This window comes from Amycolatopsis sp. (assembly GCF_035276945.1).
In the GTDB taxonomy this organism is placed as follows: domain Bacteria; phylum Actinomycetota; class Actinomycetes; order Mycobacteriales; family Pseudonocardiaceae; genus Amycolatopsis_E.
On the sequence record NZ_DATELF010000167.1, the window covers coordinates 1 to 18,459 of the forward strand.

The 18,459-nt window shown below is 69.7% G+C and carries 21 protein-coding genes; 17 read left to right on the forward strand and 4 right to left on the reverse strand.

Features of this window, described 5'->3' with window-relative positions; all coding sequences use genetic code 11:
- The coding region (locus VJT49_RS30205) for a hypothetical protein (RefSeq protein ID WP_324168371.1) at window positions 1-697 on the reverse strand (697 nt) is incomplete at its 3' end.
- Window positions 698-1,090: 393 nt separating this feature from the next.
- Between VJT49_RS30205 and VJT49_RS30210 the strand changes: the two genes are divergently transcribed.
- The gene (locus tag VJT49_RS30210) at window positions 1,091-1,570 is read left to right on the forward strand and encodes a helix-turn-helix transcriptional regulator (RefSeq protein ID WP_324168372.1); all 480 of its coding nucleotides are present in this window, start codon (window positions 1,091-1,093) and stop codon (window positions 1,568-1,570) included.
- A gap of 66 nt (window positions 1,571-1,636) precedes the next feature.
- Here VJT49_RS30210 and VJT49_RS30215 read toward each other — a convergent pair whose 3' ends face one another.
- Window positions 1,637-3,715, reverse strand: a complete 2,079-nt coding sequence (locus VJT49_RS30215; protein ID WP_324168373.1) for a S9 family peptidase — start codon at window positions 3,713-3,715, stop codon at window positions 1,637-1,639.
- Window positions 3,716-3,805: 90 nt separating this feature from the next.
- On the opposite strand from VJT49_RS30215, the gene VJT49_RS30220 reads away from it, so the two are divergent.
- The 7 genes from VJT49_RS30220 (at window position 3,806) to rocD (ending at window position 7,361) form a co-directional block, all read left to right on the forward strand.
- Window positions 3,806-3,946, forward strand: a complete 141-nt coding sequence (locus tag VJT49_RS30220) for a hypothetical protein (protein ID WP_324168374.1) — start codon at window positions 3,806-3,808, stop codon at window positions 3,944-3,946.
- 217 nt (window positions 3,947-4,163) lie between these two features.
- Entirely contained in the window at window positions 4,164-4,535 is a 372-nt protein-coding gene (locus VJT49_RS30225; protein ID WP_324168375.1) for a metalloregulator ArsR/SmtB family transcription factor, read from the forward strand.
- Between the two features lie 97 nt (window positions 4,536-4,632).
- Window positions 4,633-4,758 (forward strand): hypothetical protein, encoded by a 126-nt coding sequence (locus VJT49_RS30230; protein ID WP_324168376.1) that lies wholly within the window; start codon window positions 4,633-4,635, stop codon window positions 4,756-4,758.
- Window positions 4,759-4,994: 236 nt separating this feature from the next.
- Complete coding sequence (locus tag VJT49_RS30235) at window positions 4,995-5,297, forward strand: hypothetical protein (RefSeq protein WP_324168377.1); 303 nt, start codon at window positions 4,995-4,997, stop codon at window positions 5,295-5,297.
- 1 nt (window position 5,298) lies between these two features.
- On the forward strand, window positions 5,299-5,595 hold the full coding sequence (locus VJT49_RS30240) for a type II toxin-antitoxin system prevent-host-death family antitoxin (RefSeq protein ID WP_324168378.1): 297 nt from the start codon (window positions 5,299-5,301) through the stop codon (window positions 5,593-5,595).
- Window positions 5,596-5,627: 32 nt separating this feature from the next.
- Window positions 5,628-6,029: a type II toxin-antitoxin system VapC family toxin gene (locus VJT49_RS30245; RefSeq protein WP_324168379.1), complete on the forward strand. Its 402-nt coding sequence runs from the start codon at window positions 5,628-5,630 to the stop codon at window positions 6,027-6,029.
- Window positions 6,030-6,143: 114 nt separating this feature from the next.
- Window positions 6,144-7,361, forward strand: coding sequence for an ornithine--oxo-acid transaminase (gene rocD / locus VJT49_RS30250; protein ID WP_324168380.1), 1,218 nt, complete (start codon window positions 6,144-6,146; stop codon window positions 7,359-7,361).
- Window positions 7,362-7,409: 48 nt separating this feature from the next.
- Here rocD and zapE read toward each other — a convergent pair whose 3' ends face one another.
- A complete protein-coding gene (gene zapE, locus VJT49_RS30255; protein WP_324168381.1) occupies window positions 7,410-8,426 on the reverse strand; it encodes a cell division protein ZapE in 1,017 nt (338 codons plus the stop codon).
- A gap of 120 nt (window positions 8,427-8,546) precedes the next feature.
- Here zapE and VJT49_RS30260 point away from each other — a divergent pair, with 120 nt between their 5' ends.
- The 9 genes from VJT49_RS30260 (at window position 8,547) to msrB (ending at window position 16,989) form a co-directional block, all read left to right on the forward strand.
- Complete coding sequence (locus VJT49_RS30260) at window positions 8,547-9,293, forward strand: pyrimidine reductase family protein (protein ID WP_324168382.1); 747 nt, start codon at window positions 8,547-8,549, stop codon at window positions 9,291-9,293.
- Between the two features lie 29 nt (window positions 9,294-9,322).
- Window positions 9,323-9,844 (forward strand): GNAT family N-acetyltransferase, encoded by a 522-nt coding sequence (locus VJT49_RS30265; protein ID WP_324168383.1) that lies wholly within the window; start codon window positions 9,323-9,325, stop codon window positions 9,842-9,844.
- A 71-nt stretch (window positions 9,845-9,915) separates the two neighbouring features.
- Window positions 9,916-11,472 (forward strand): alpha/beta hydrolase, encoded by a 1,557-nt coding sequence (locus VJT49_RS30270; protein WP_324168384.1) that lies wholly within the window; start codon window positions 9,916-9,918, stop codon window positions 11,470-11,472.
- 66 nt (window positions 11,473-11,538) lie between these two features.
- Complete coding sequence (locus VJT49_RS30275) at window positions 11,539-12,804, forward strand: glycosyltransferase 87 family protein (protein WP_324168385.1); 1,266 nt, start codon at window positions 11,539-11,541, stop codon at window positions 12,802-12,804.
- Window positions 12,805-12,825: 21 nt separating this feature from the next.
- Window positions 12,826-13,746 carry an LLM class flavin-dependent oxidoreductase gene (locus tag VJT49_RS30280; protein WP_324168386.1) on the forward strand — a complete coding sequence of 307 codons (921 nt, stop codon included), beginning with the start codon at window positions 12,826-12,828 and terminating at the stop codon, window positions 13,744-13,746.
- 46 nt (window positions 13,747-13,792) lie between these two features.
- Window positions 13,793-14,521: a TVP38/TMEM64 family protein gene (locus tag VJT49_RS30285; RefSeq protein ID WP_324168387.1), complete on the forward strand. Its 729-nt coding sequence runs from the start codon at window positions 13,793-13,795 to the stop codon at window positions 14,519-14,521.
- A gap of 67 nt (window positions 14,522-14,588) precedes the next feature.
- Window positions 14,589-16,139, forward strand: coding sequence for a serine/threonine-protein kinase (locus tag VJT49_RS30290; RefSeq protein WP_414636117.1), 1,551 nt, complete (start codon window positions 14,589-14,591; stop codon window positions 16,137-16,139).
- 101 nt (window positions 16,140-16,240) lie between these two features.
- Window positions 16,241-16,537: a hypothetical protein gene (locus VJT49_RS30295; RefSeq protein WP_324168389.1), complete on the forward strand. Its 297-nt coding sequence runs from the start codon at window positions 16,241-16,243 to the stop codon at window positions 16,535-16,537.
- A 29-nt stretch (window positions 16,538-16,566) separates the two neighbouring features.
- Window positions 16,567-16,989, forward strand: a complete 423-nt coding sequence (gene msrB / locus VJT49_RS30300; protein WP_324168390.1) for a peptide-methionine (R)-S-oxide reductase MsrB — start codon at window positions 16,567-16,569, stop codon at window positions 16,987-16,989.
- A 206-nt stretch (window positions 16,990-17,195) separates the two neighbouring features.
- On the opposite strand, the gene VJT49_RS30305 is transcribed toward msrB, so the two are convergent.
- Entirely contained in the window at window positions 17,196-18,107 is a 912-nt protein-coding gene (locus VJT49_RS30305; RefSeq protein WP_324168391.1) for a CoA transferase, read from the reverse strand.
- Window positions 18,108-18,459: the final 352 nt, after the last annotated feature.

Sequence of the window (18,459 nt, forward strand, 5' to 3'; positions counted from 1 at the left end):
GTCCCCGCCGGGGACGGACGCGCCCACGCCGGCCGCCTGCCGCGTTCAGCGTGTGCCCGACCAGCCTGCGCGAGATGTACCTGGCGTTGATCGGCCGTCCCTGCGCATAACGGTGGCCGACATCCCGCGCGGTGCGAGCGAGGATCTTCGGCACCTGGCGGACGGCCCGGCGGGTCGTGGGGTTGCTCCAGAGCCGCTTGCCGAGGTTGACGGCACCGCGGAGGAGTTGCGGCGCGTACTTGATGATCCGCGGCGCCGCCCACTTGGCCGCCTGGATGGCCAACGGGGCGAGCATGCCCAGAAAGGCCTCGGCCTCGGCCTCGGTTTCGGCATACTCGGCCTGCAGCGCCAGCTCCGCCATCAGCTCGGCGTCGGGATAGACGCGCCGCGCCGGATTGGCGAAGGTCTCGTCCTCGTCTTCGTCCTCGTAGTCGAACTCGGTTTCCAGCTCACGGACGAGATCATGGAATTCGGTTTCCTGGTCGGCGAAATCCTCGTCTTCGTAGTCGAACTCGTCCTCGAGCTCGTGGGCGACGGCGGCGATTTCGTCCTCGTACTCCCCGAAGTCCTCGTGATCGGAAAAACCTTCGTCTTCCAGTTCCCTGGACAGCTCGTCCTCGAAGTCGAACTCGTCCTCCAGTTCTTGGGCGAGCTCGTCCTCCAGCTCGCCCTCGACGGCCGGATAGCGACCGCTCATGGGTTCCTCCTGCTCGGTTCGGCGAAGCTCAGATACCGGCGCGGAGCACCGGTGAGCGCGTGCAGACAAGTCCACGCGGACGAGGCCGTCGGCGGTAGTCGCACGTTTGAGCGAGGCACGGGTTGACTAGTCGATTCCGGTGTCACCCGAACCGGCGATGCGCACGACCGAATTTGTCTGTTTGCTGGGATGTTACGGAAACCGGCAACATATGCCGAAAGGGAGGCCGGTGTGGTGGTGAGGGGAGACGCGGCCATGAAGCCACGGAGGCGGGGAAGCAGGCAGCCCGCACGATCAACAGGCCGTCGAGGACACGTGTCACCGCCTGGCTACCCGCGCCCGTGGGCGCGTACCGAATAGCACTGCAAGTCACCAAGGGGGAGGGGAAGGTCGATGACGACCGAATCCGTCAGGTCCGGCGTGCGCGCGCTACGGGAGCGATCCCGGTCCGCGCCGGTGGATCCGAGCGAAGACGGAACCGTGCGGAATCTGGTTCGCGAGCTGGCGGGTCGCGTGTCCGAGCTGGTCGGTCCGGACCACAGCGGGACCGGTCCCGTGCTGGACTGCACCGAACTGGGGATGCGGTGCCTGCTCGTGCCGATGACGCCACGGCCGCACGAACTGCTGAGCCCGCGCGAGATCGAAATCGCGCGCATGGTCGGCCTGGGCTACACCAACCGCGCCATCGCCGCGGTACTGGAAATCAGCCTTTACACCGTGTCCGCGCATATGCGCCGCATCTTCACCAAGCTCGGTGTCGGCAATCGGGCCTCGATGGTGGCGGCGCTGTCGCAGAACTCGGAGCTGATCCCGGAGGGAGGAAGAGCATCACCCAAGCCGCTGACGGTCACCGGCGCCAGCCGATTGCGGTGAAACACGCGGCGAGTTGACGGCAGGGCAACGAACTGGGTAACGAGCTGGGTGGGGTACACGCCGCGGTCAGTCCACGCCGAGTTCCCGTTTGATCCAGTCCACCTGCAGCAGCATCAGGTTCTCGGCGACGTCCTCGGACTGGGGGGTCATGTGGGTGGTGCCGACCAGCGGGAGGAAGGTGTGCGACCGCCCGGCGGCCAGCAGCGCGGCCGACAGCCGGAGGGAATGCGCGACGAACACGTTGTCGTCGGCGAGTCCGTGCACGATCAGCAGTGACCGGCGTAGCGACCTGGCGTCCTCGATGAGCGAGTTCCGTTGGTAGGACTCGGGATTCTCGCCCGGGAAGCCGAGGTAGCGTTCGGTGTAGTGGGTGTCGTACAGCGACCAGTCGGTCACCGGCGCGCCGGCGACCGCCGCGCGGAACAGGTCCGGCCGCCGCAGCACCGCGAGCGCGGAAAGGAACCCACCGAACGACCAGCCGCGGATGGCCACCCGGTCGAGGTCGAGCTCGGGGTGCTGCCGAACCACCGCTTCCAGCGCCTCGACCTGGTCGGCCAGCGGGACCTCGGCCAGCTTGCCCGCGATCGCCTTCTCCCAGGCGGGCCCCCGGCCGGGGGTTCCCCTGCCGTCGGCGACGAGCACCGCGAACCCCTGGTCGGCCAGCCACTGCGAGGTGAGGAAGGCGTTACGGCTGCGCAGCACGCGCTGGGCGTGCGGGCCGCCGTAGGGGTCGAGCAGGACAGGCAGCTTTCCCTGGCCCCGCTCGTATCCGGTGGGCAGCAGCAGCGCCGCCCGCAACCCGCACTGTCCGACGGTCAGCATGACCGGGTGTGGCTCGATCCCGGGTTCGACCGGGTACGAGCCGATCTCGGCGACCGGTTCTCCTTTCCGGACAACGGAAACCACAGGCCCGCTGCGGTCGAGTCGCCACGAGGAAAGTACGGCGAGCCGCGCGGTCCCGCCACCGATATGCACACCATCCGATGTAGACAGACGCGCGATGCCGCCGTTTTCCGTGCGGTACACGTGAATCTGGGTCGGGTCCTCGGTCGAGGCGCTGAACAGGACTTCGTCGCCGACGTGCAGTACCGACCGGACCTGCAGCCCGGGCGGGGTCACCAGCTCGCCGTCGACCAGCAGCCGGTAGGTGCCGTCGGTGGCGCTGACCCGCACGAGGGCACCGGCCGTGGTCCACGCGGGCACACCGGCTGTCAACTCCACCCAGTCGGGGTCGGTTTCGGTGTGCAGCAAGGTCGTCGAGCCGTCGGCGGGGTTCACCGAACGGATCTCGAGCCGCCGCTGGTCCCGTGACTGCACTGCCAGCAGCGGCGGCCCGCCCGCCGACCAGTGCACGACGGCCAGATACTCCCAGTCCCCCTGCTCGACGTCGACCCGGGAACCGTCAAGACCGAGGAAGGCCAGCGAAACCGCGACGTTGGCCTCCCCCGCCGCCGGGTAGGCGACCCTGTTCGCCCTCACCCCCGGGTCCGCCAGGTCGGCGATGGTCCAGCGCGGCACGCCTGCCCGGTCGGTCCGCTCGGCAAGGAGGGACGAAGAGTCCGGCGACCACCAGTAGCCGCGGGCCCGGCCCATCTCCTCGGCCGCGATGAACTCGGCCAGTCCCCATCCGATCGCGTCGCCCTCTTCTTCGACCAGTGCCCGATCCTCACCGGTGGCCAGTTCGACGACGCGCAGCCTGCGGTCGCGGACGTAAGCCACGTGTGTACCGGCCGGACTGGGCCGCGGATCGACCACCGCGCCCTCGACCAGCTCGGTCACCTCGCGGGTGGCCAAGTCCACCGTGTGGAGCCGGCCGGACAGCGAGAAAGCGGCGACACGCAGCTCGTCGTCGACGGCGTAGCCGACGACCCCGCCCGCGCTCTCCCGGCTGCGTTCCCGGCGGGCGCGTTCCTCGGGCGGGAGTTCCTCCTCGACGGGCAGCAGCCGGACGGCGTCCACGAGTTTGGTCTCGGCACCCGACGCCAGATCGAGTTCCCACAGGCTGTTGCGCCGGTCGGTGCCGGACTCCGACCGCAGGAACAGCAGTCTCGAACCGTCTTTCGCGACACGGAACTCCCTGGGCGTGCCCAGGGTGAAGCGCTGGGTGCGGGCCTGCTTGCGGAGGAAGGAGAGCTCGTCGGTCACACGCGCACCTTATGCAGCCCGAGCCGGAAAGTGTGGTTGACTTCCTATGTTAGTGAACACTAACGTAAGCGAGTACTGAAGGCTGCCGTCATGGGACATCAAGTCGCGCACTTCGAAGTGATCAGCCCCGACGCCGAGCGGGCCCAGAAGTTCTATGGAGAACTGTTCAACTGGAAGATCACCCCGAGCCCGGAGATGGGTATGCGGTCATCGACACCGGCGACGGCGTAAGCGGCGGAATCTGCTCCTCGTCGGCACCTGGGGACGCCGGCGTGAAGGTCTACATCCTGGTGACCTCGACGCCTACCTGAGCCACGCCGAACAACTCGGCGGAGCTCCCCTGCTCCCACCGACCGACCTGCCGCAGGGCTTCGACAAGGTCGCCGTCTTCGCCGACCCGGACGGCAACCCGGTCGGCCTGTGGGCCTGACCAGCAAGGAGGGCTTTCGTGTTCGGGCCGGAGGATCCCCTTACCGACGAGGCGCTGCGGGCACTGGCGGAGCCACGGCGGCGGGCGATCCTGCGGCTCGTCGTGAGCAACGAACTGGCGGCGGGCGAGATCGCCGAGTCGTTCGAAGTCAGCAGGACCGCCATCAGCCAGCACCTCACCGTGCTCAAGAACGCCGGCTTGCTGACGGAGCGGCGGGACGGCACGCGGCGGCTGTATCGCGCACGTGCCGAGGGGCTGGACGGGCCGCGCCGCCTTCTTGACGACATGTGGGCGTCCGCCCTGGACACCGCACGGAGAATCGTGGATCCGGACGAGGCATCGCCGACGACGATCCCGCCGCGAGCGCGGGATGAGGAGGACAGACCGTGAACCCCCAGGCGCTCGGCCGACCGCCGGTCCACTTTGGTGCGTAGCGAAGTCGCGCACTTTCGACACGCTCGTCCGCACGATCGCGGTCCGGCGGCCGGTGCGACCGTTCTCCCACGGGCAGGATCAGGTCCGCGACGTCACCTTCGAGCGCCACCTCGGCGACCGCGTGTACGAGATCTGGCACGTCGGCACCGAACGCGACTGGGACGAGGTCCTGGCCTGAGAGCCGCCGTCCCGGTTCGCGATGAACTGGCTGGTCACCCCGGCGGAGGCCGAGGTCGACCTTCCAGGCACTCGGCCCCGCGCTGACCCGGGTTTCCGTGGAGCACCGAGGCTGGGAAGGGCTCAGCGATGCCGAGTCGACGGCCGCGTGTGCCTGCCCGGCGGCTACACGGGCGGAGCGTTCGCCAAGGACTGGGCGACGATCTTGGACCGCTTTTCTTAAGCTGTGGAGGAACAATGAAGTACCTGCCGTGCTACGAGTCCGGCCCGGACGTCGCGACGCGCGGCCCCGCACTCATGCCCGCCCACCGCGCGCGAATCGACGAGTTCCACGAGCGGGGCACGCTGCCGATGCTCGGCACCCTCGGCGACCCGCGACGCGATGGCGCGCTCGCCCTGTTCACCACGCGCGAGGCTGCCGAGGAGTTCGCCAGGACGACCCGTTCGTGCGGTACGGGGTGGTCGGCTCCTGGCACGTCACGGAGTGAGAGGACATCCTCACACTTTGATGTGGTCACAATTTTGTGCTACCATCGTTGACGTGACGACTACCGGCGACCGTGCCGTCGGGCTCAGGGAACTCAGACACAACACCAGTGAAGTCCTTGCGCGCGTCCGTCACGGTGAGACCGTCGACATCACCGAATACGGGAAGTTGATCGCGCGCATCGTCCCCGTGGAGGAGCGAACGATGACCCCCGTCATGACCCGGCTGGTCGAGTCCGGCCGAGCCCGCCTGGCCACAAGGCCCGGTTACCGGCCCCGGATGCGGCCGGGCGACGGCGACAACCGCCTGACCGACGCGCTGAGCGAACTGCGCGACGAAGAGCCTTGGTGAGCGAGCGCCTCCGCTCGCAGATCTGAAAGACCATGGGTCTGTATTACATCGACGCTTCGGCGGCGGTGAAGCTGCTCAGGGAGGAAGAGCATTCCAAGTCGTTCGCGGCGTTCTACGACACCCGGGCCACGTCTTCCTGGGTCAGTTCTGACCTGCTGCGCATCGAGCTCATCCGCGCGGTGAGCCGGGTGCTGCCGGCCATGCTGCCGAACGCACGGGAACTCGTGCTCGCCTTCGACTACGTCGGCATCGACGACGACATCGTGGACGCCGCGATGAACGAACCCGACCGGACACTGCGGTCGCTCGACGCGATCCATCTGGCCACCGCCCGTGTCCTCGGCGAGGAGCTCGACGGATTCGTCACCTACGACGACAGGCTGGCCGCCGCCGTCACGGACGCGGGGTTCACCGTGATCAGCCCCCGGGACTGAAAGGAGGTTCGTGCAACGAACAGAAGCACAGAGCGAAAACCGCGCAACGAATCGCGGTCCGGAGCAACGTTTTCCGGGATGAATGGAGGCTCTTCCTACCTTTAACCTGAAGACATGACGACGTTCGCGGGCCTGACCGAAGCCGAGTTCATCGAGTTGGACGAGCGCTGGAGCACCCACAACTACCACCCGCTTCCGGTGGTGATCAGCCAGGCGGAGGGCGCGTGGGTCACCGACGTCGAGGGTCGGCGCTATCTCGACTTCCTGTCGGCGTACTCGGCACTCAACTTCGGTCACCGGCACCCGGCGCTCGTGGAAGCGGCCGTGACACAGTTGGGCCGGGTCACGCTGACCTCGCGGGCCTTCCACCACGACCAGTTGGGTGCGTTCTGCGCCGAGCTGGCCGCGCTGACGGGCACGGAGATGGTGCTGCCGATGAACTCGGGTGCGGAGGCCGTCGAATCGGCGCTGAAGGTCGCCCGTAAGTGGGCCTACGAGGTCAAGGGCGTCCCGGCGGGCCAGGCCGAGATCGTGGTCGCGGGGTCGAACTTCCACGGCCGGACGATCACCGTGGTGTCCTTCTCGACCGACGAGGCCGCCCGCACCGGGTTCGGTCCGTTCACGCCGGGATTCGTCGTGGTCAAGTACGGCGACGCGGCGGCGCTGCGCGAGGCGATCAGCGAGCGCACCGCGGCCGTGCTGCTCGAGCCGGTCCAGGGCGAGGCCGGGGTGGTCGTCCCGCCGCAGGGCTATCTGGCCGAGGCAAGACGACTCTGTGACGAGGCGGGCGCGCTGCTCATCGCCGACGAGATCCAGTCCGGGCTCGGCCGCACCGGCACGCTGCTGGCACTGGACCACGAGGGTGTCCGCGCCGACCTGTACACGCTGGGCAAGGCGCTCGGTGGAGGAATCGTGCCGCTGTCGGCGGTGGTCGGCAGGGGGGATGTGCTCGGGGTGCTCAGGCCCGGCGAGCACGGCTCGACCTTCGGCGGCAATCCCCTCGCCTGCGCGGTCGGACGAGCGGTGATCAGGCTGCTGTCCACCGGGGATTTCCTCGAGCGGTCGGCCGCCCTCGGCGCGCACCTGCAACGTCGGCTCGGTGAGCTTGTCGGGCGCGGCCTGGCCGAGGTCCGGGGGCGCGGCCTGTGGGCGGGGGTGGACATCAGCCCCGGCGGGCTGTCCGGACGCGAGGCGTCGGAAGCGCTGGCGAAGCGGGGTGTGCTGTGCAAGGAGACCCACGGGGCCACCCTGCGGATCGCCCCGCCGCTCATGATCAGCCAGGAGGATCTGGACCGCGGCCTCGACGCCGTCGCCGAAGTGGTCCGCCGCTGAGGAGCGCTGCGCCAGGCCGCGGCTCCCGGCGCGGAGCGGCGCTGACGCTCAGCTCGCCGACGCGGCGTCGCGGGCCAGCGCGATCAGGCGGCTGACCGCGCGCAGGTACTTCTTCCGGTAGCCGCCCTGCACCATCTCCTCGGGGAACAGGGCCGACAGCGGCTGTCCCGACACCAGCACCGGGATCGCCCGGTCATACAGCCGGTCGGCGAACGAGACCAGCCGCAGCCCGACGTTCTGGTCCGGCGCCGGGCGCACCCCACGCAGGTGCACCAGCGAAACGCCGTCGACGAGACGTCCGTAGCGGGACGGGTGCAGGCGCGCCAGGTGCGCGCACAACGCGTCGAAGTCGTCCAAAGTGGACCCTGGGTGCGCTGCCGCGGAGGCCGCCAGCGCCTCGTCGTCGACCGGTGGCGGAGCTTCGGGCAGGCCCCGGTGCCGGTAGTCGGGCCCGTCCACCCGGACCACGGAGAACCGCTGCGACAACGACTGGATCTCGCGCAGGAAGTCCTCGGCGGCGAACCGGCCCTCCCCCAGCTTCTCCGGCAGCGTGTTGGAGGTGGCCGCGACGTGGACCCCGGCGCCGGTCAGCTCCCGCAGCAGCCGGGTCACCAGCATGGTGTCACCGGGGTCGTCGAGCTCGAACTCGTCGATGGCCAGCAGCCGGTGCTCCGACAGCCGCCGCACCGCCTCGGAGAACCCGAGCACGCCGACCATATGCGTCAGCTCGACGAAGGTGCCATAGGCCTTCGGTGCGGGCGCCGCGTGCCACATCGACGCGAGCAGATGGGTCTTGCCGACGCCGAACCCCCCGTCGAGGTACACGCCGGAGGCGGTCTGCGGCTCGGCACCGCCGAACAGGCTCCGCCACCGTGTTTTCTTGGCCGTGCCGGAAGGGATCCGCCCGCCGAAGGCCGAGCAGGCGGTGACCGCGGCGGCCTGGCTCGGCTCGTCCGGGTTGGGCACGTAGGTGGAGAACCGGACGCCGTCGAAGCGGGGTGGCGGGACCAGCGCCGTGATCAGTCCGTCGGCGTCGATCTCGGGCAGCCGGTCGGTCAGGTGCATGGTTCGAATCTAAGCTGTGGTGCGGAACACCTCCGTTGCGGGCGGCGGTGGGTGAAGGGTGGGCGTAATGGGCATCTTTTGATCGACTGGTGCCCCCGACCTTTGCTGGGATTGCAGATCATGCGCATGTTGTGGCCGACCCCGCTCGACGAAGCGACCGACGACGATCTCGAACGCATCTACGCATACCCCACGGAGCTGAACGGTTCGTGGGTCCAGGTCAACTTCGTGTCCTCCGCCGACGGCGCCGCCACCGTCGAGAACCGCTCCGAGGCGCTGTCCCATCCGGCCGACAAGCGGATCTTCCTGCTGGGCCGCGATCTCGCCGATGTCGTGCTCGTCGGCGCGGGCACGGTCCGCGCCGAGGGCTACCGGGGTGCGCGGACCACCGACGAACGCCGCGCGCGCCGTAAGCGGCTCGGTCTTTCGGAGATCCCGCCGATCGCCGTGGTCTCGGCGACCGCCCGGCTCGACCCGGACTCCGCGTTGTTCACCGATACCCGAGTCCCGCCGATCATCATCACCACCGAGCACGCGCCCGAAGAACGCGTGGCGAGGCTCGCCGACGCGGGCGGGGAGATCCTCACCGCCGGCGAGCAGATGGTCGACCTGACCGCCGCGCTCGCGGAACTGGCCCGCCGGGGCCTCAGGCGTGTCGACTGCGAGGGCGGACCGCACCTGTTCGGCGAACTGATCGCGGAAAACCTCGTCGACCAACTCTGCCTGACCGTCGCCCCGCTGCTCGCCGGCGCCGGGGCGGACCGCATCGCGGTGGGTCGCGCGACGAGCGAGTCCCGCCGCCTCGCCCTGGCCTCGATCCTCCACGAGGACGGATTCATGATGCTGCGATACCGGCGCCGTGAATAACTCTTGCGGCAGGGGCTAAGTTCGGACCCATGCCGATCCGCTCGGAGCGCCTGGACCTCCTGGAGCTCTCCGAAGAAGCACTGGAACGCATCATCGCCGAAGACGCGCCGGGGCTGGCCTCCGTGCTGGGGGTCGAGGTGCCCGAGCCGTGGCTCGCCGCCGTTCAGGCCGAAGAGAACCACAAAATCATCCAGGCGGATCCGGCCGCGACGCCCTGGCTGTCGAGGGGGATCGTGCTGCGCTCGGCCCGCCGCCTGGTCGGTGAGGTCGGGTTCCACCAGCCGCCGGACGACCTGGCCGTGGTCGAACTCGGGTACGAGGTGCTGCCGGAGTACCGGCGCCAGGGCATCGCGGCGGAGGCGATCCGGGCGCTCACCGGCTGGGCGCACTCGACCGGTCGCGCCGACACCGTCTACGTCACCATCGAGCGGCGCAACGAGGCCTCCATCGGCCTCGTGCGCTCCCTCGGTTTCCGCTTCGACGAGGACTACGACGACCCCGTGGACGGCCCGATCGTGTTCTACGAGAGCGCCCTCCCGCTCCCCGGCTGAGCGGGAACACGCCCCACTTACTGCCCGCTCACCCTGGGCATGCGAGGGTCAGGGGGACGGACCGAAGGAAAATGAGGGGAAGCGTCGTGCGTCGCCGTGGGCTGTTGCTCGCCTTGCTCATGCCGGTGATGGTCACCGCTTGCACGGCCGGTCCTTCGCAGCGCCCGGCCGTGGTCGAGAACGACGAGAGCACGCCCGCCCCGGCCAGTTCGCCACCGGCCGCGGTGCCGCTGCCGCCGTTGACCGAGCCGCTGTCGCCGTCGATCTCGTGGTCCGGTTGCGACCAGCAGGTCCGGTCCCGGCTCGAGCCGCCCGCAGTGCCGGACTCGCTGACGTTCTCCTGCGCCACAGTGGTGTCCGTGCTGGACGCGCCCGATCTGCCCGGCCGCGTGCCGACGCACATCGCGCTGCTGAAGGTGGGCTCCGGCCCGATCCCGCTGGTGGTGGTCAACGACATCGAGGGCGAGGCCGGCACGCTCTACGCGGCCCATCTCGCGGCGAACCTCCCACCGGCGCTGCTCCAGCGGTTCTCGTTGATCGGTGTCGACCGCCGCGGCACGGGCGATTCCGATCCGGTGGGCTGCGTGCCCAGGGAGGTCCGCGGCCCGCTGCTCTCCCAGGACCCCGCCAGCGGCGACATCGACGAGGTGCTCGACGCCGCGCGCCGGGCCGGACAGCAGTGCGCGATAGACCTGGGCAACGCCCAGCTGGCCATCGACAGCTGGCGCACCGCGGGTGACCTCGAAGAGATCCGCGACCAGCTCGGCGTTCCCCGGCTGAACGCGATCGCCCGTGGCGAAGGCTCGGACGTCGTCGCCGCGTACGCAGCCCGCTACCCGACACGGGTCGGCCGGGTTGTGCTGGACGGCATTCCCGACCCGTCCGCGGATCCCGCCACCGTGCTCGGCGACCTCGCCGCCGCCCAGCAGTCCACTTTGGACAACTTTGACAAGGACTGCGGGCTCCGGCACTGCGCACTGGCCGGCAACGCCACGGCAGCGGTGACCGCGCTGCTCGACCAGTTGCGCTCGGCGCCCCAGGAACTGTCCGACGGCACCGTGTTCAGCCCCGGACTGGCGCTCAACGCGATCAAGATCGGGCTGGCGAACCCGGCCCGCTGGCCCGAACTCGGCGACGCGATCGCCGCGGCCCGCGCCGGTTCCCCGGCGAAGCTGGCGGAGTTCGTCGAGCCTCTGGTCAACGGCTCGCAGCTGGCGCCGTCCCAGCTCGACGGGGCGCTGGCCACCGAATGCAACGACGCGGCGACCCGGCTGTCGGCCAACCAGATCAGCGCGCTCGCCGACCAGCTCCGCAAGCGGTCCGCGCTGTTCGGCGCGCCTGCCACGCAGCGGCTCACCTGGTGCCTGCCCTGGCCGGGCCACACCGGCGGGGGGCCTTCGCTCGGCGTCTCCGGGCTGCCGCCGATCCTGGTGGCGAGCACCGCGACCGACCCGGTGACGCCCGCGACGGGCACCACGCGGGCGGCCGAGCAGATGGCCAGCGCGGTCCGGATTTCCTGGCAGGGCACCGGACACGGCGCGCTCACCTCCCCCTGCGTCGGCGAAGCGGTCCGCGCGTTCCTCGCGGACGGGAAGGTGCCCACGGACGGCACGCTCTGCCCCGCTTAGAGCAACCGAGACACGACCGTTACCCTTGGTGTTCACAGCAGCCGAATCCCAGACCGGGGGTAGAACGTGTCGTCATCCGCCGTCGAGGCGGCGGCCGCTCCGGCGCCGTCGCCGCCGGAACGGCGTCCGGTGCCGTGGCCGCTGTTCTGGACGGTCGGCGCAGTCGGCCTGATCGCGGCCGGCGTGTACCTCAAGGAGGTGCTGGCGAACCTCGACTCGCTGATGCATCTGCTGGACCTCGGCGTCTACCGGATCGCCGGGACGCGGATCCTGGACGGCGTCTCGATCTACGACACCCCCTTGTACGGGCACACCCGCGGCGTCTGGGAGTTCGTTTACACCCCGTTCGCGGCGCTGCTGTTCGTGCCGCTGGCCAAGCTGGACGGCGATCCGCTGCGCTATGTCGGCGGCATCGGGAACTTCGCGCTGCTGGCACTGGGCGTCTGGGCGGCGCTGGCCATGCTGGGCTACCGGCGCGATCTGCGGCTCGCGGTGTTCAGCCTGCCCGTGGCCGGCCTCCTGCTGTGGATCGAGCCGATCCGCGAAACGATGACGTTCGGGCAGGTCAACATCCTGCTCATGACGATCGTGCTGGTGGACCTGGCGCTGCCGGACCACTCGCGTGTCAAGGGCGTGCTCGTCGGGATCGCCGCCGGGATCAAGCTCACCCCGGCGTTCTTCGTGCTGTACCTGCTGTTCACCCGGCGCTACCGGGCCGCGGCGGTGGCGATCGGCTCGTTCGCGGCGACCGTGTTGATCGGGTTCATCGCCTTGCCGCACGATTCGGCGACGTTCTGGTCGGGCGCCTTCGCCGATCCGACCAGGGTCGGCGTGCCGGAGAACCCGAGCAACGAGTCGTTGCGCGGGCTTTTCGCACGGTCCATCGGCTTGGCGGGCGGGATGCAGTTGCTCTGGCTGGCCGCGGCGGGCGTGATCGGCCTGGCCTGCCTGCTCCTGGCGCGGCGGTTGTCGGGCTCCGGACAGGAACTGCTCGCCGTGACGCTGTGCGGGCTGACCACCACCGCGGTGTCGCCGTACAGCTGGGTGCACCACTGGGTGTGGCTCGGCGCGCTCATCGTCTGCCTGCTGCACGCTTCGCTGCGCCGCTGGGCGGTCCTGACCTGGATCGGGCTGGCGGTGGCCTTCGTGATCAGCTCGGGCGGCCTGCTCGGGCTGCTCGGTTCCGACGAGAGCACCATCCTCACTCTCCCGTCCTGGGGCCACCTCGGCGTGCTGTACCACAACGCCTATATCTGGCTCGTGGTCGCGGTTCTGGTGATCGTGTCGATCGCGCAGTACGCGCCGCGTAAGGAGACGCAAGCGGTGGTGTGAGCCCGGGGATAGGGTCGGCCCATGCGATTCGCGATCTCCATTCCCCAGTTCGTCGAGGGAGACGCCTTCGATCCGTCCGCCCTGCGGACGTTCGTGCGGCGGGCCGAAGCGCTCGGCTTCCACAGCGGCTGGACGCAGGAACAGGTCCTGGGCCCGTGGCCGAACGTCGGGCCGATCGAGACGATGGCGTACGCGGCAGCGTGCACCGAACAGTTGCGCCTTGGCTGCGCGGTGTTCGTGACGCCGCTCCACAACCCGGTCCATCTGGCCAAGAGCGTGACCTCGCTGGACCAGCTCACCGGCGGCCGCATCGAGTTCGGCGTCGGCACCGGCGGGCGCAACCGGCCGTTCGCGGCGTTCGACGTCGACCTGGACGACGGCTTGGTCGCGCGGTTCACCGAAGGGCTGAACCTGATGAAGGAACTGTGGGCACAGCCCAAGGTCACCTTCGACGGCCGGTTCTGGCAGCTGAAAGACGCATCCATGGAACCGAAACCGGTCCAGCGACCGCATCCGCCGGTCTGGTTCGGCGGCAGCCATCCCGCGGCGTTGCGGCGGGCGGTCCGCCACGGCGACGGCTTCTTCGGGGCCGGATCCACCACCACGGCGAAATTCGCCGACCAGGTAGGGATCGTGCGGGAAGCGCTGACCGAGGCGGGGAGGGACCCGGCCGGATTCCCGATCGCCAAACGGGTTTACGTCGCGGTGGACGACGACGCCCAGCGTGCCGGGGAACGCGTCGCCGAGAGCCTGGTGCGGATCTACGGCGACTTCGGCCGGAAGCTGGGATCGGTCGCGGTCTACGGCCCGCCGGGCGAGTGCGTGCGAGGGATCCGCGAAGTCATCGAGGCAGGTGCGGAAATGGTCCTGTTCACGCCGTTGTTCGACGAAGCCGAGCAGATGGAGCGGATCGCCGCGGAGATCGTGCCGCCGCTGTCCTGACCGGGGGCCGGTCGATGCGGCGATGTCCGTGCAATACCGTGGGCGTATGCCCCGCCGCACCAAGCTGGTCCTCGCCATCGTCCTGGTCGCCGTGGCGGTGGCGGCCGCGTTCGTGCTGCACCTGCCTTCAGCGGCGCAGCTGCGCGACTGGGCGGCGGGCCGCGGAGCCGAGGCACTTCTGCTCTTCCTGGCCGCGTACGCCGTGGTCACGGTCGCGCCGGTGCCCCGAACCGTGTTCAATCTCGCCGCCGGGCTGCTGTTCGGCGACGTGGCGGGCATCGGCGTGTCGATCACCGCGACCGCGCTCTCCGGCATGCTGGGTTTCGGACTGGCCCGGCTGCTGGGCCGGGACCTGGTCACGCGGCACCTGCACCGCAAGTCGGTGCGGACGGTGAACGACCGGCTCGCCGACGGTGGTGTGCTGGCCGTCACGTCGCTGCGGCTGATCCCGGTCGTGCCGTTCGCGCCGCTGAGCTGGTGCTGTGGGATCCTGTCCGTGCGGGGTGTGCCATACCTGGCCGGCACCGTGTTGGGCAGCCTGCCGGGCACGATCGCCGTCGTCGTGCTGGGCGACGCGCTCACCGGCGGCACTCCCCCGGCGCTGCTGGCGTGCTACGCGGGTTTCGCGCTGGTGGGAGCCCTGGGATTGATCAAGGTCGTCCGAGGGGCAGCTTACGACAGCCGCACGAACCAGCCCGCTACACTCAGTCCGGTGCGCGATGAGGTCGTTCGCGCTGAGCCAGGCCAAGAAATGCGGGTATTTTCCGAGGAGTAGTCCCATCGACACCGGTCAGCTGATCGCAGGGCACTATCGCCTCGTTGAGCACATCGGCAGCGGCGCCATGGGCGTCGTGTGGCGGGCGGTCGACGAACGGCTGGAACGCTCGGTTGCGGTGAAGCAGATCCTCGCCCAGCCGGGCATGTCGGAGACCGAACGCAACAACATGCGCCAGCGGGCGATGCGCGAGGCGAAGAACGCGGCGCGGTTCCAGCATCCGAACGCCATCGTCGTGTTCGACATCGCCGAACACGGCGGGGATCCATGCCTGGTCATGGAGTACCTGCCGTCTCGCAGCCTGTCCGCGGTGCTGTCCGAGCAGACCACGTTGCCGCTGGCGCAGGTCGCCAAGATCGGCCAGCAGGTGGCCTCGGCGCTGGTCGCCGCGCACCGGGCCGGCATTGTACACCGGGACATCAAACCCGCCAACATCTTGCTCGACGAGGTGGGCACCGCGAAGATCACCGACTTCGGCATCTCCCGCGCCGCCGGCGACCTGACGCTGACCCAGACCGGCCTGATCGGCGGCACCCCGGCCTACCTCGCGCCGGAACTGGCCCGCGGTTCGGATCCCTCGCCCGCCTCCGATGTGTTCTCCCTCGGGGCGACGCTGTACCACGCGCTCGAGGGCCAGCCGCCGTACGGCAACAGCACCAACCAGCTCGCCCTGCTCTACACGGCGGCCAACGGCCAGGTCATCCCGCCACGTCAGTCCGGCAAGGCGACCGCCCTGTTGATGAGCCTGCTGCGCATCGAGCCGGACGAGCGGCCGAGCATGGCCGAGGCACGGGCAAAGCTCGCCGCGCTGGCCGGCGAGCCCGAGCCCGGTGCCGTGGGCACGCTCGTGTCGCCCCCGCTGCTGACCACCGGCCGTCAGCCGGCGATCGCCGCCGCCTCGCCTGCCGACCCGGGACCGGCCCCGGCACCTACCGCGGAACGTCCGCCGTGGCAGCGTGTCGAAAAGAGCAACGCCAACGGTGTCGCCGCGCCACCACCACCGCCGCGACTGCAGAACCCGACCGCGGCCTTCATCCCGTCGTCGAGACCGCCCGCCGCGCGGCCGGCGTCGGCCGCGGCCAAGCGCAAGGGCATCCTGATCGGCTCGCTCGCCGCCGCGGTGGTCGTGATCGCGGTGGTGGTCTTTGTGCTCATGAACAACTCGGGCGGCGGTAAGAACAACGGCGGCGCCTCGCAGTCCACCGGCACGCCCAGCTCCCAGCAGGCCACCCCTCGGTCAGCGAGTTCGAGTCCGTCCAGTACGGCGTCTTCGGGGGCCGTCGGGCAGACGCCCAACGTCGGCCGCGCCGACAACGGCGAAGCCGGTAATTTCGTGGACGCCTTCCTCGGCGAGGTCGGCAGCACGAACTCGTGGAACAAACTCACGGCCGCGGCACAGCAGGTCTACGGCAGCCAGCAGGCCTTCGCGGCGTACTGGGCGGCGCATTCGATCCAGACTTACAAGTCGATCAATGGCGAAACCGGGAACAACCCCGACGGTTCCATCGACGAGTACTTCACCATCACCGGGACTTCAGGGACGCTCCGCCCGCACTGGCGCGTGGTGAACACCGGCAACGGGCTGAAGATCGACGCGGACACCCGCGTCTTCGGGTAGATCGCGAAGCGTCGAGTGAAGGCGGCCTTCTCGATGAGGTGACCGGACTCGTGCGGTCACGGGCAAGGCCGCGAACGAAACGGCTGAGTTAAGGTGGTTCCATGGCCGACCGCGAACCGGCCCGGAACCACCGTTTCGACGAGGACCTGATCGGTCTCGACCCGTCCGACCCCGAAGCGCAGGCGTTCGCCGCGCATCTGGACCGGATGGAGCGGTGTGAGCCGACGTTCACCATCGAGGCGTCGCTGCACGGCGTCGCCGAGTTCGCCGACTCCAGCAACCGGGCGAGCGGGCTGAAATGGTGGCTGGCGGTGGCCGTGGCGGCGCTGATCGTGCTCGGCGTGCTCGTCAGCTCCTGGGACATCATCGTCCGGGCCGTGGCTTGGCTCTCCCAGTGAAGGTCGGCGGGCGGAGTAGATTCGAGGTCATGGAACCCGGCACCCAATCCAGTCCGCGTGTGGTGAAATCCGAGCAGGAGTGGCGCCAGCAGCTCTCGCCGGAGGAGTACGCCGTTCTCCGCCAGGCGGCCACGGAGCGCCCGTTCACGGGTGAGTACACGGACACCAAGACCGAGGGCGTCTACGAGTGCCGCGCCTGCGGCGCCGAACTGTTCCGCAGCGAAACCAAGTTCGACAGCCACTGTGGCTGGCCGTCCTTCTACGACCCCGCCGACAGCGACGCGGTGATCCTCCACGAGGACCGCACGCTGGGCATGGTGCGCACGGAAGTGTTGTGCGCGAACTGCCACAGCCACCTGGGGCACGTGTTCGAGGGTGAGGGTTACTGCACACCGACCGACCAGCGCTACTGCATCAACTCGATCTCGCTCAGGTTGGCGCCGTCCCGGTAACCGGTGCCCGTTTTCGCACGGGAAGATCGGTTCCGGCCGGCTACCGTGCCGCCGTGCACGAGCCTTTGGGGGATCTCGGGTCCCGGCCTGCTCGTCCTGCCCGCCGGACGACGACCCGCAACGGGGAACGTCTGCGGCAGGACGCCGACCTGTTCGCGGAATGGCTTGCCGCGCAAGGAGAACTCAAGGAGTCACGGAGGAAGACCTCACCACTGCGCCGGATCGCTCCCCGGCAGGTGCGAACCGTGGGTCCAGCGCGGGTTCGCGGCGGGTAGCACTCCGGGCACGCGGACATGGGTCAGGGTGCCGAACTGGCTGGGCGTGTCTTCCAGCAGGCCGGTCACGTCGAGTTCCGCCGCCGTGCCGGGCTTGCGGCCGAGCGAATCCAGCCACATTCCGGTCCGCGCCAGGGACAACCGGGCCCGCCAGCTGCCGCCGTCGACCGCGCGGCGCGCGAGCCCGATCATGGCCGCGGCCGCCGCGAGCCAGCCGGTGGCGTGATCCAGTGCCTGCGCCGGCAGGGGCCGTGGCCCGTCGACGGCCATCTCCGCGGCGATGCCGGAGGCGAGCTGCACCAGGCTGTCGAACCCGCGACGGTCCGCCCACGGGCCCTGCCAGCCGTAGGCGTCCAGCTCGACGAGCACCAGCCCGGGCCGGGCCGCGACGAGCTTTTCGGCGCTGAAACCGAGTCTCGCCAAAGCGCTCGGGCGGAAGGAGCCGACGAAAACGTCGGTTTCGGCGATGAGCCGCCAGAGCCGTTCGCGGCCTTCCTGCATGCGCAGGTCGAGGTGCGCGGACCGTTTGCCGACCCCGGTGTCGATCATTACGGGCCGCACGGCCGGCAGGTGCGCTGCGCCGATGTGCAGCACGTCGGCGCCGTGCGCGGCAAGCGTGCGTCCCGCGACCGGACCGGCGATCACGTGTGTCAGCTCCAGCACCCGCACCCCGCCCAGCGGCCTGTCCGACATGGACAGTGGCCGGGCTGGTGCGGGGGCGATCGGGGCCGGCGCGATCAGTGGCGCGGCGGACAGCGCCTGGCCCTGCGGATGGGCCAGCGATTCCGCCCGGCTGCGCATCGCCGCGGCCGCACCGCCTTCGGCGACGACGGCCTCCTGCACGTCCCACGCGGATCGGCCGGCAAACGCTTCCGCAACCGCCTTCCGCGTGGTAAGCGCTTTCAGCGCCCGGCACGCGGCTTCCGCGTGGTGCGGGTAGTTGCAGTCTAGGCAGGCATTGCGGTGTGTTAACCCAGCTCGTTGCTGGTCACCCGCGAACGAAAACCGCGAGTTATCTCGCACCACGTAGAGCGGCCCCTTGGCGGTGTCGCGGCACCAACCGAGGGCCTTGATCGGAAAGCTGGTTCCGACCCAATGAGTAACTCTACGGCCGCCGCTGAGGCAGCCAGACGCAGAACCGCCAGGCCGGCCGCGTCGGGACGCCGTCCAGCGTCCTGCTCGGCCCAAGCTCGTG

What these genes read in the sequence shown, in the direction of transcription:
- VJT49_RS30210 (WP_324168372.1), top strand. Translation starts at nt 1,091, where the DNA reads ATGACGACCGAATCCGTCAGGTCCGGCGTGCGCGCGCTACGGGAGCGA.
- VJT49_RS30220 (WP_324168374.1), top strand. Translation starts at nt 3,806, where the DNA reads ATGGGACATCAAGTCGCGCACTTCGAAGTGATCAGCCCCGACGCCGAG.
- VJT49_RS30235 (WP_324168377.1), top strand. Translation starts at nt 4,995, where the DNA reads ATGAAGTACCTGCCGTGCTACGAGTCCGGCCCGGACGTCGCGACGCGC.
- VJT49_RS30245 (WP_324168379.1), top strand. Translation starts at nt 5,628, where the DNA reads ATGGGTCTGTATTACATCGACGCTTCGGCGGCGGTGAAGCTGCTCAGG.
- rocD (WP_324168380.1), top strand. Translation starts at nt 6,144, where the DNA reads ATGACGACGTTCGCGGGCCTGACCGAAGCCGAGTTCATCGAGTTGGAC.
- zapE (WP_324168381.1), bottom strand. Translation starts at nt 8,426, where the DNA reads ATGCACCTGACCGACCGGCTGCCCGAGATCGACGCCGACGGACTGATC.
- VJT49_RS30260 (WP_324168382.1), top strand. Translation starts at nt 8,547, where the DNA reads ATGCGCATGTTGTGGCCGACCCCGCTCGACGAAGCGACCGACGACGAT.
- VJT49_RS30265 (WP_324168383.1), top strand. Translation starts at nt 9,323, where the DNA reads ATGCCGATCCGCTCGGAGCGCCTGGACCTCCTGGAGCTCTCCGAAGAA.
- VJT49_RS30270 (WP_324168384.1), top strand. Translation starts at nt 9,916, where the DNA reads ATGAGGGGAAGCGTCGTGCGTCGCCGTGGGCTGTTGCTCGCCTTGCTC.
- VJT49_RS30280 (WP_324168386.1), top strand. Translation starts at nt 12,826, where the DNA reads ATGCGATTCGCGATCTCCATTCCCCAGTTCGTCGAGGGAGACGCCTTC.
- VJT49_RS30285 (WP_324168387.1), top strand. Translation starts at nt 13,793, where the DNA reads ATGCCCCGCCGCACCAAGCTGGTCCTCGCCATCGTCCTGGTCGCCGTG.
- VJT49_RS30290 (WP_414636117.1), top strand. Translation starts at nt 14,589, where the DNA reads ATGGGCGTCGTGTGGCGGGCGGTCGACGAACGGCTGGAACGCTCGGTT.
- VJT49_RS30295 (WP_324168389.1), top strand. Translation starts at nt 16,241, where the DNA reads ATGGCCGACCGCGAACCGGCCCGGAACCACCGTTTCGACGAGGACCTG.
- msrB (WP_324168390.1), top strand. Translation starts at nt 16,567, where the DNA reads ATGGAACCCGGCACCCAATCCAGTCCGCGTGTGGTGAAATCCGAGCAG.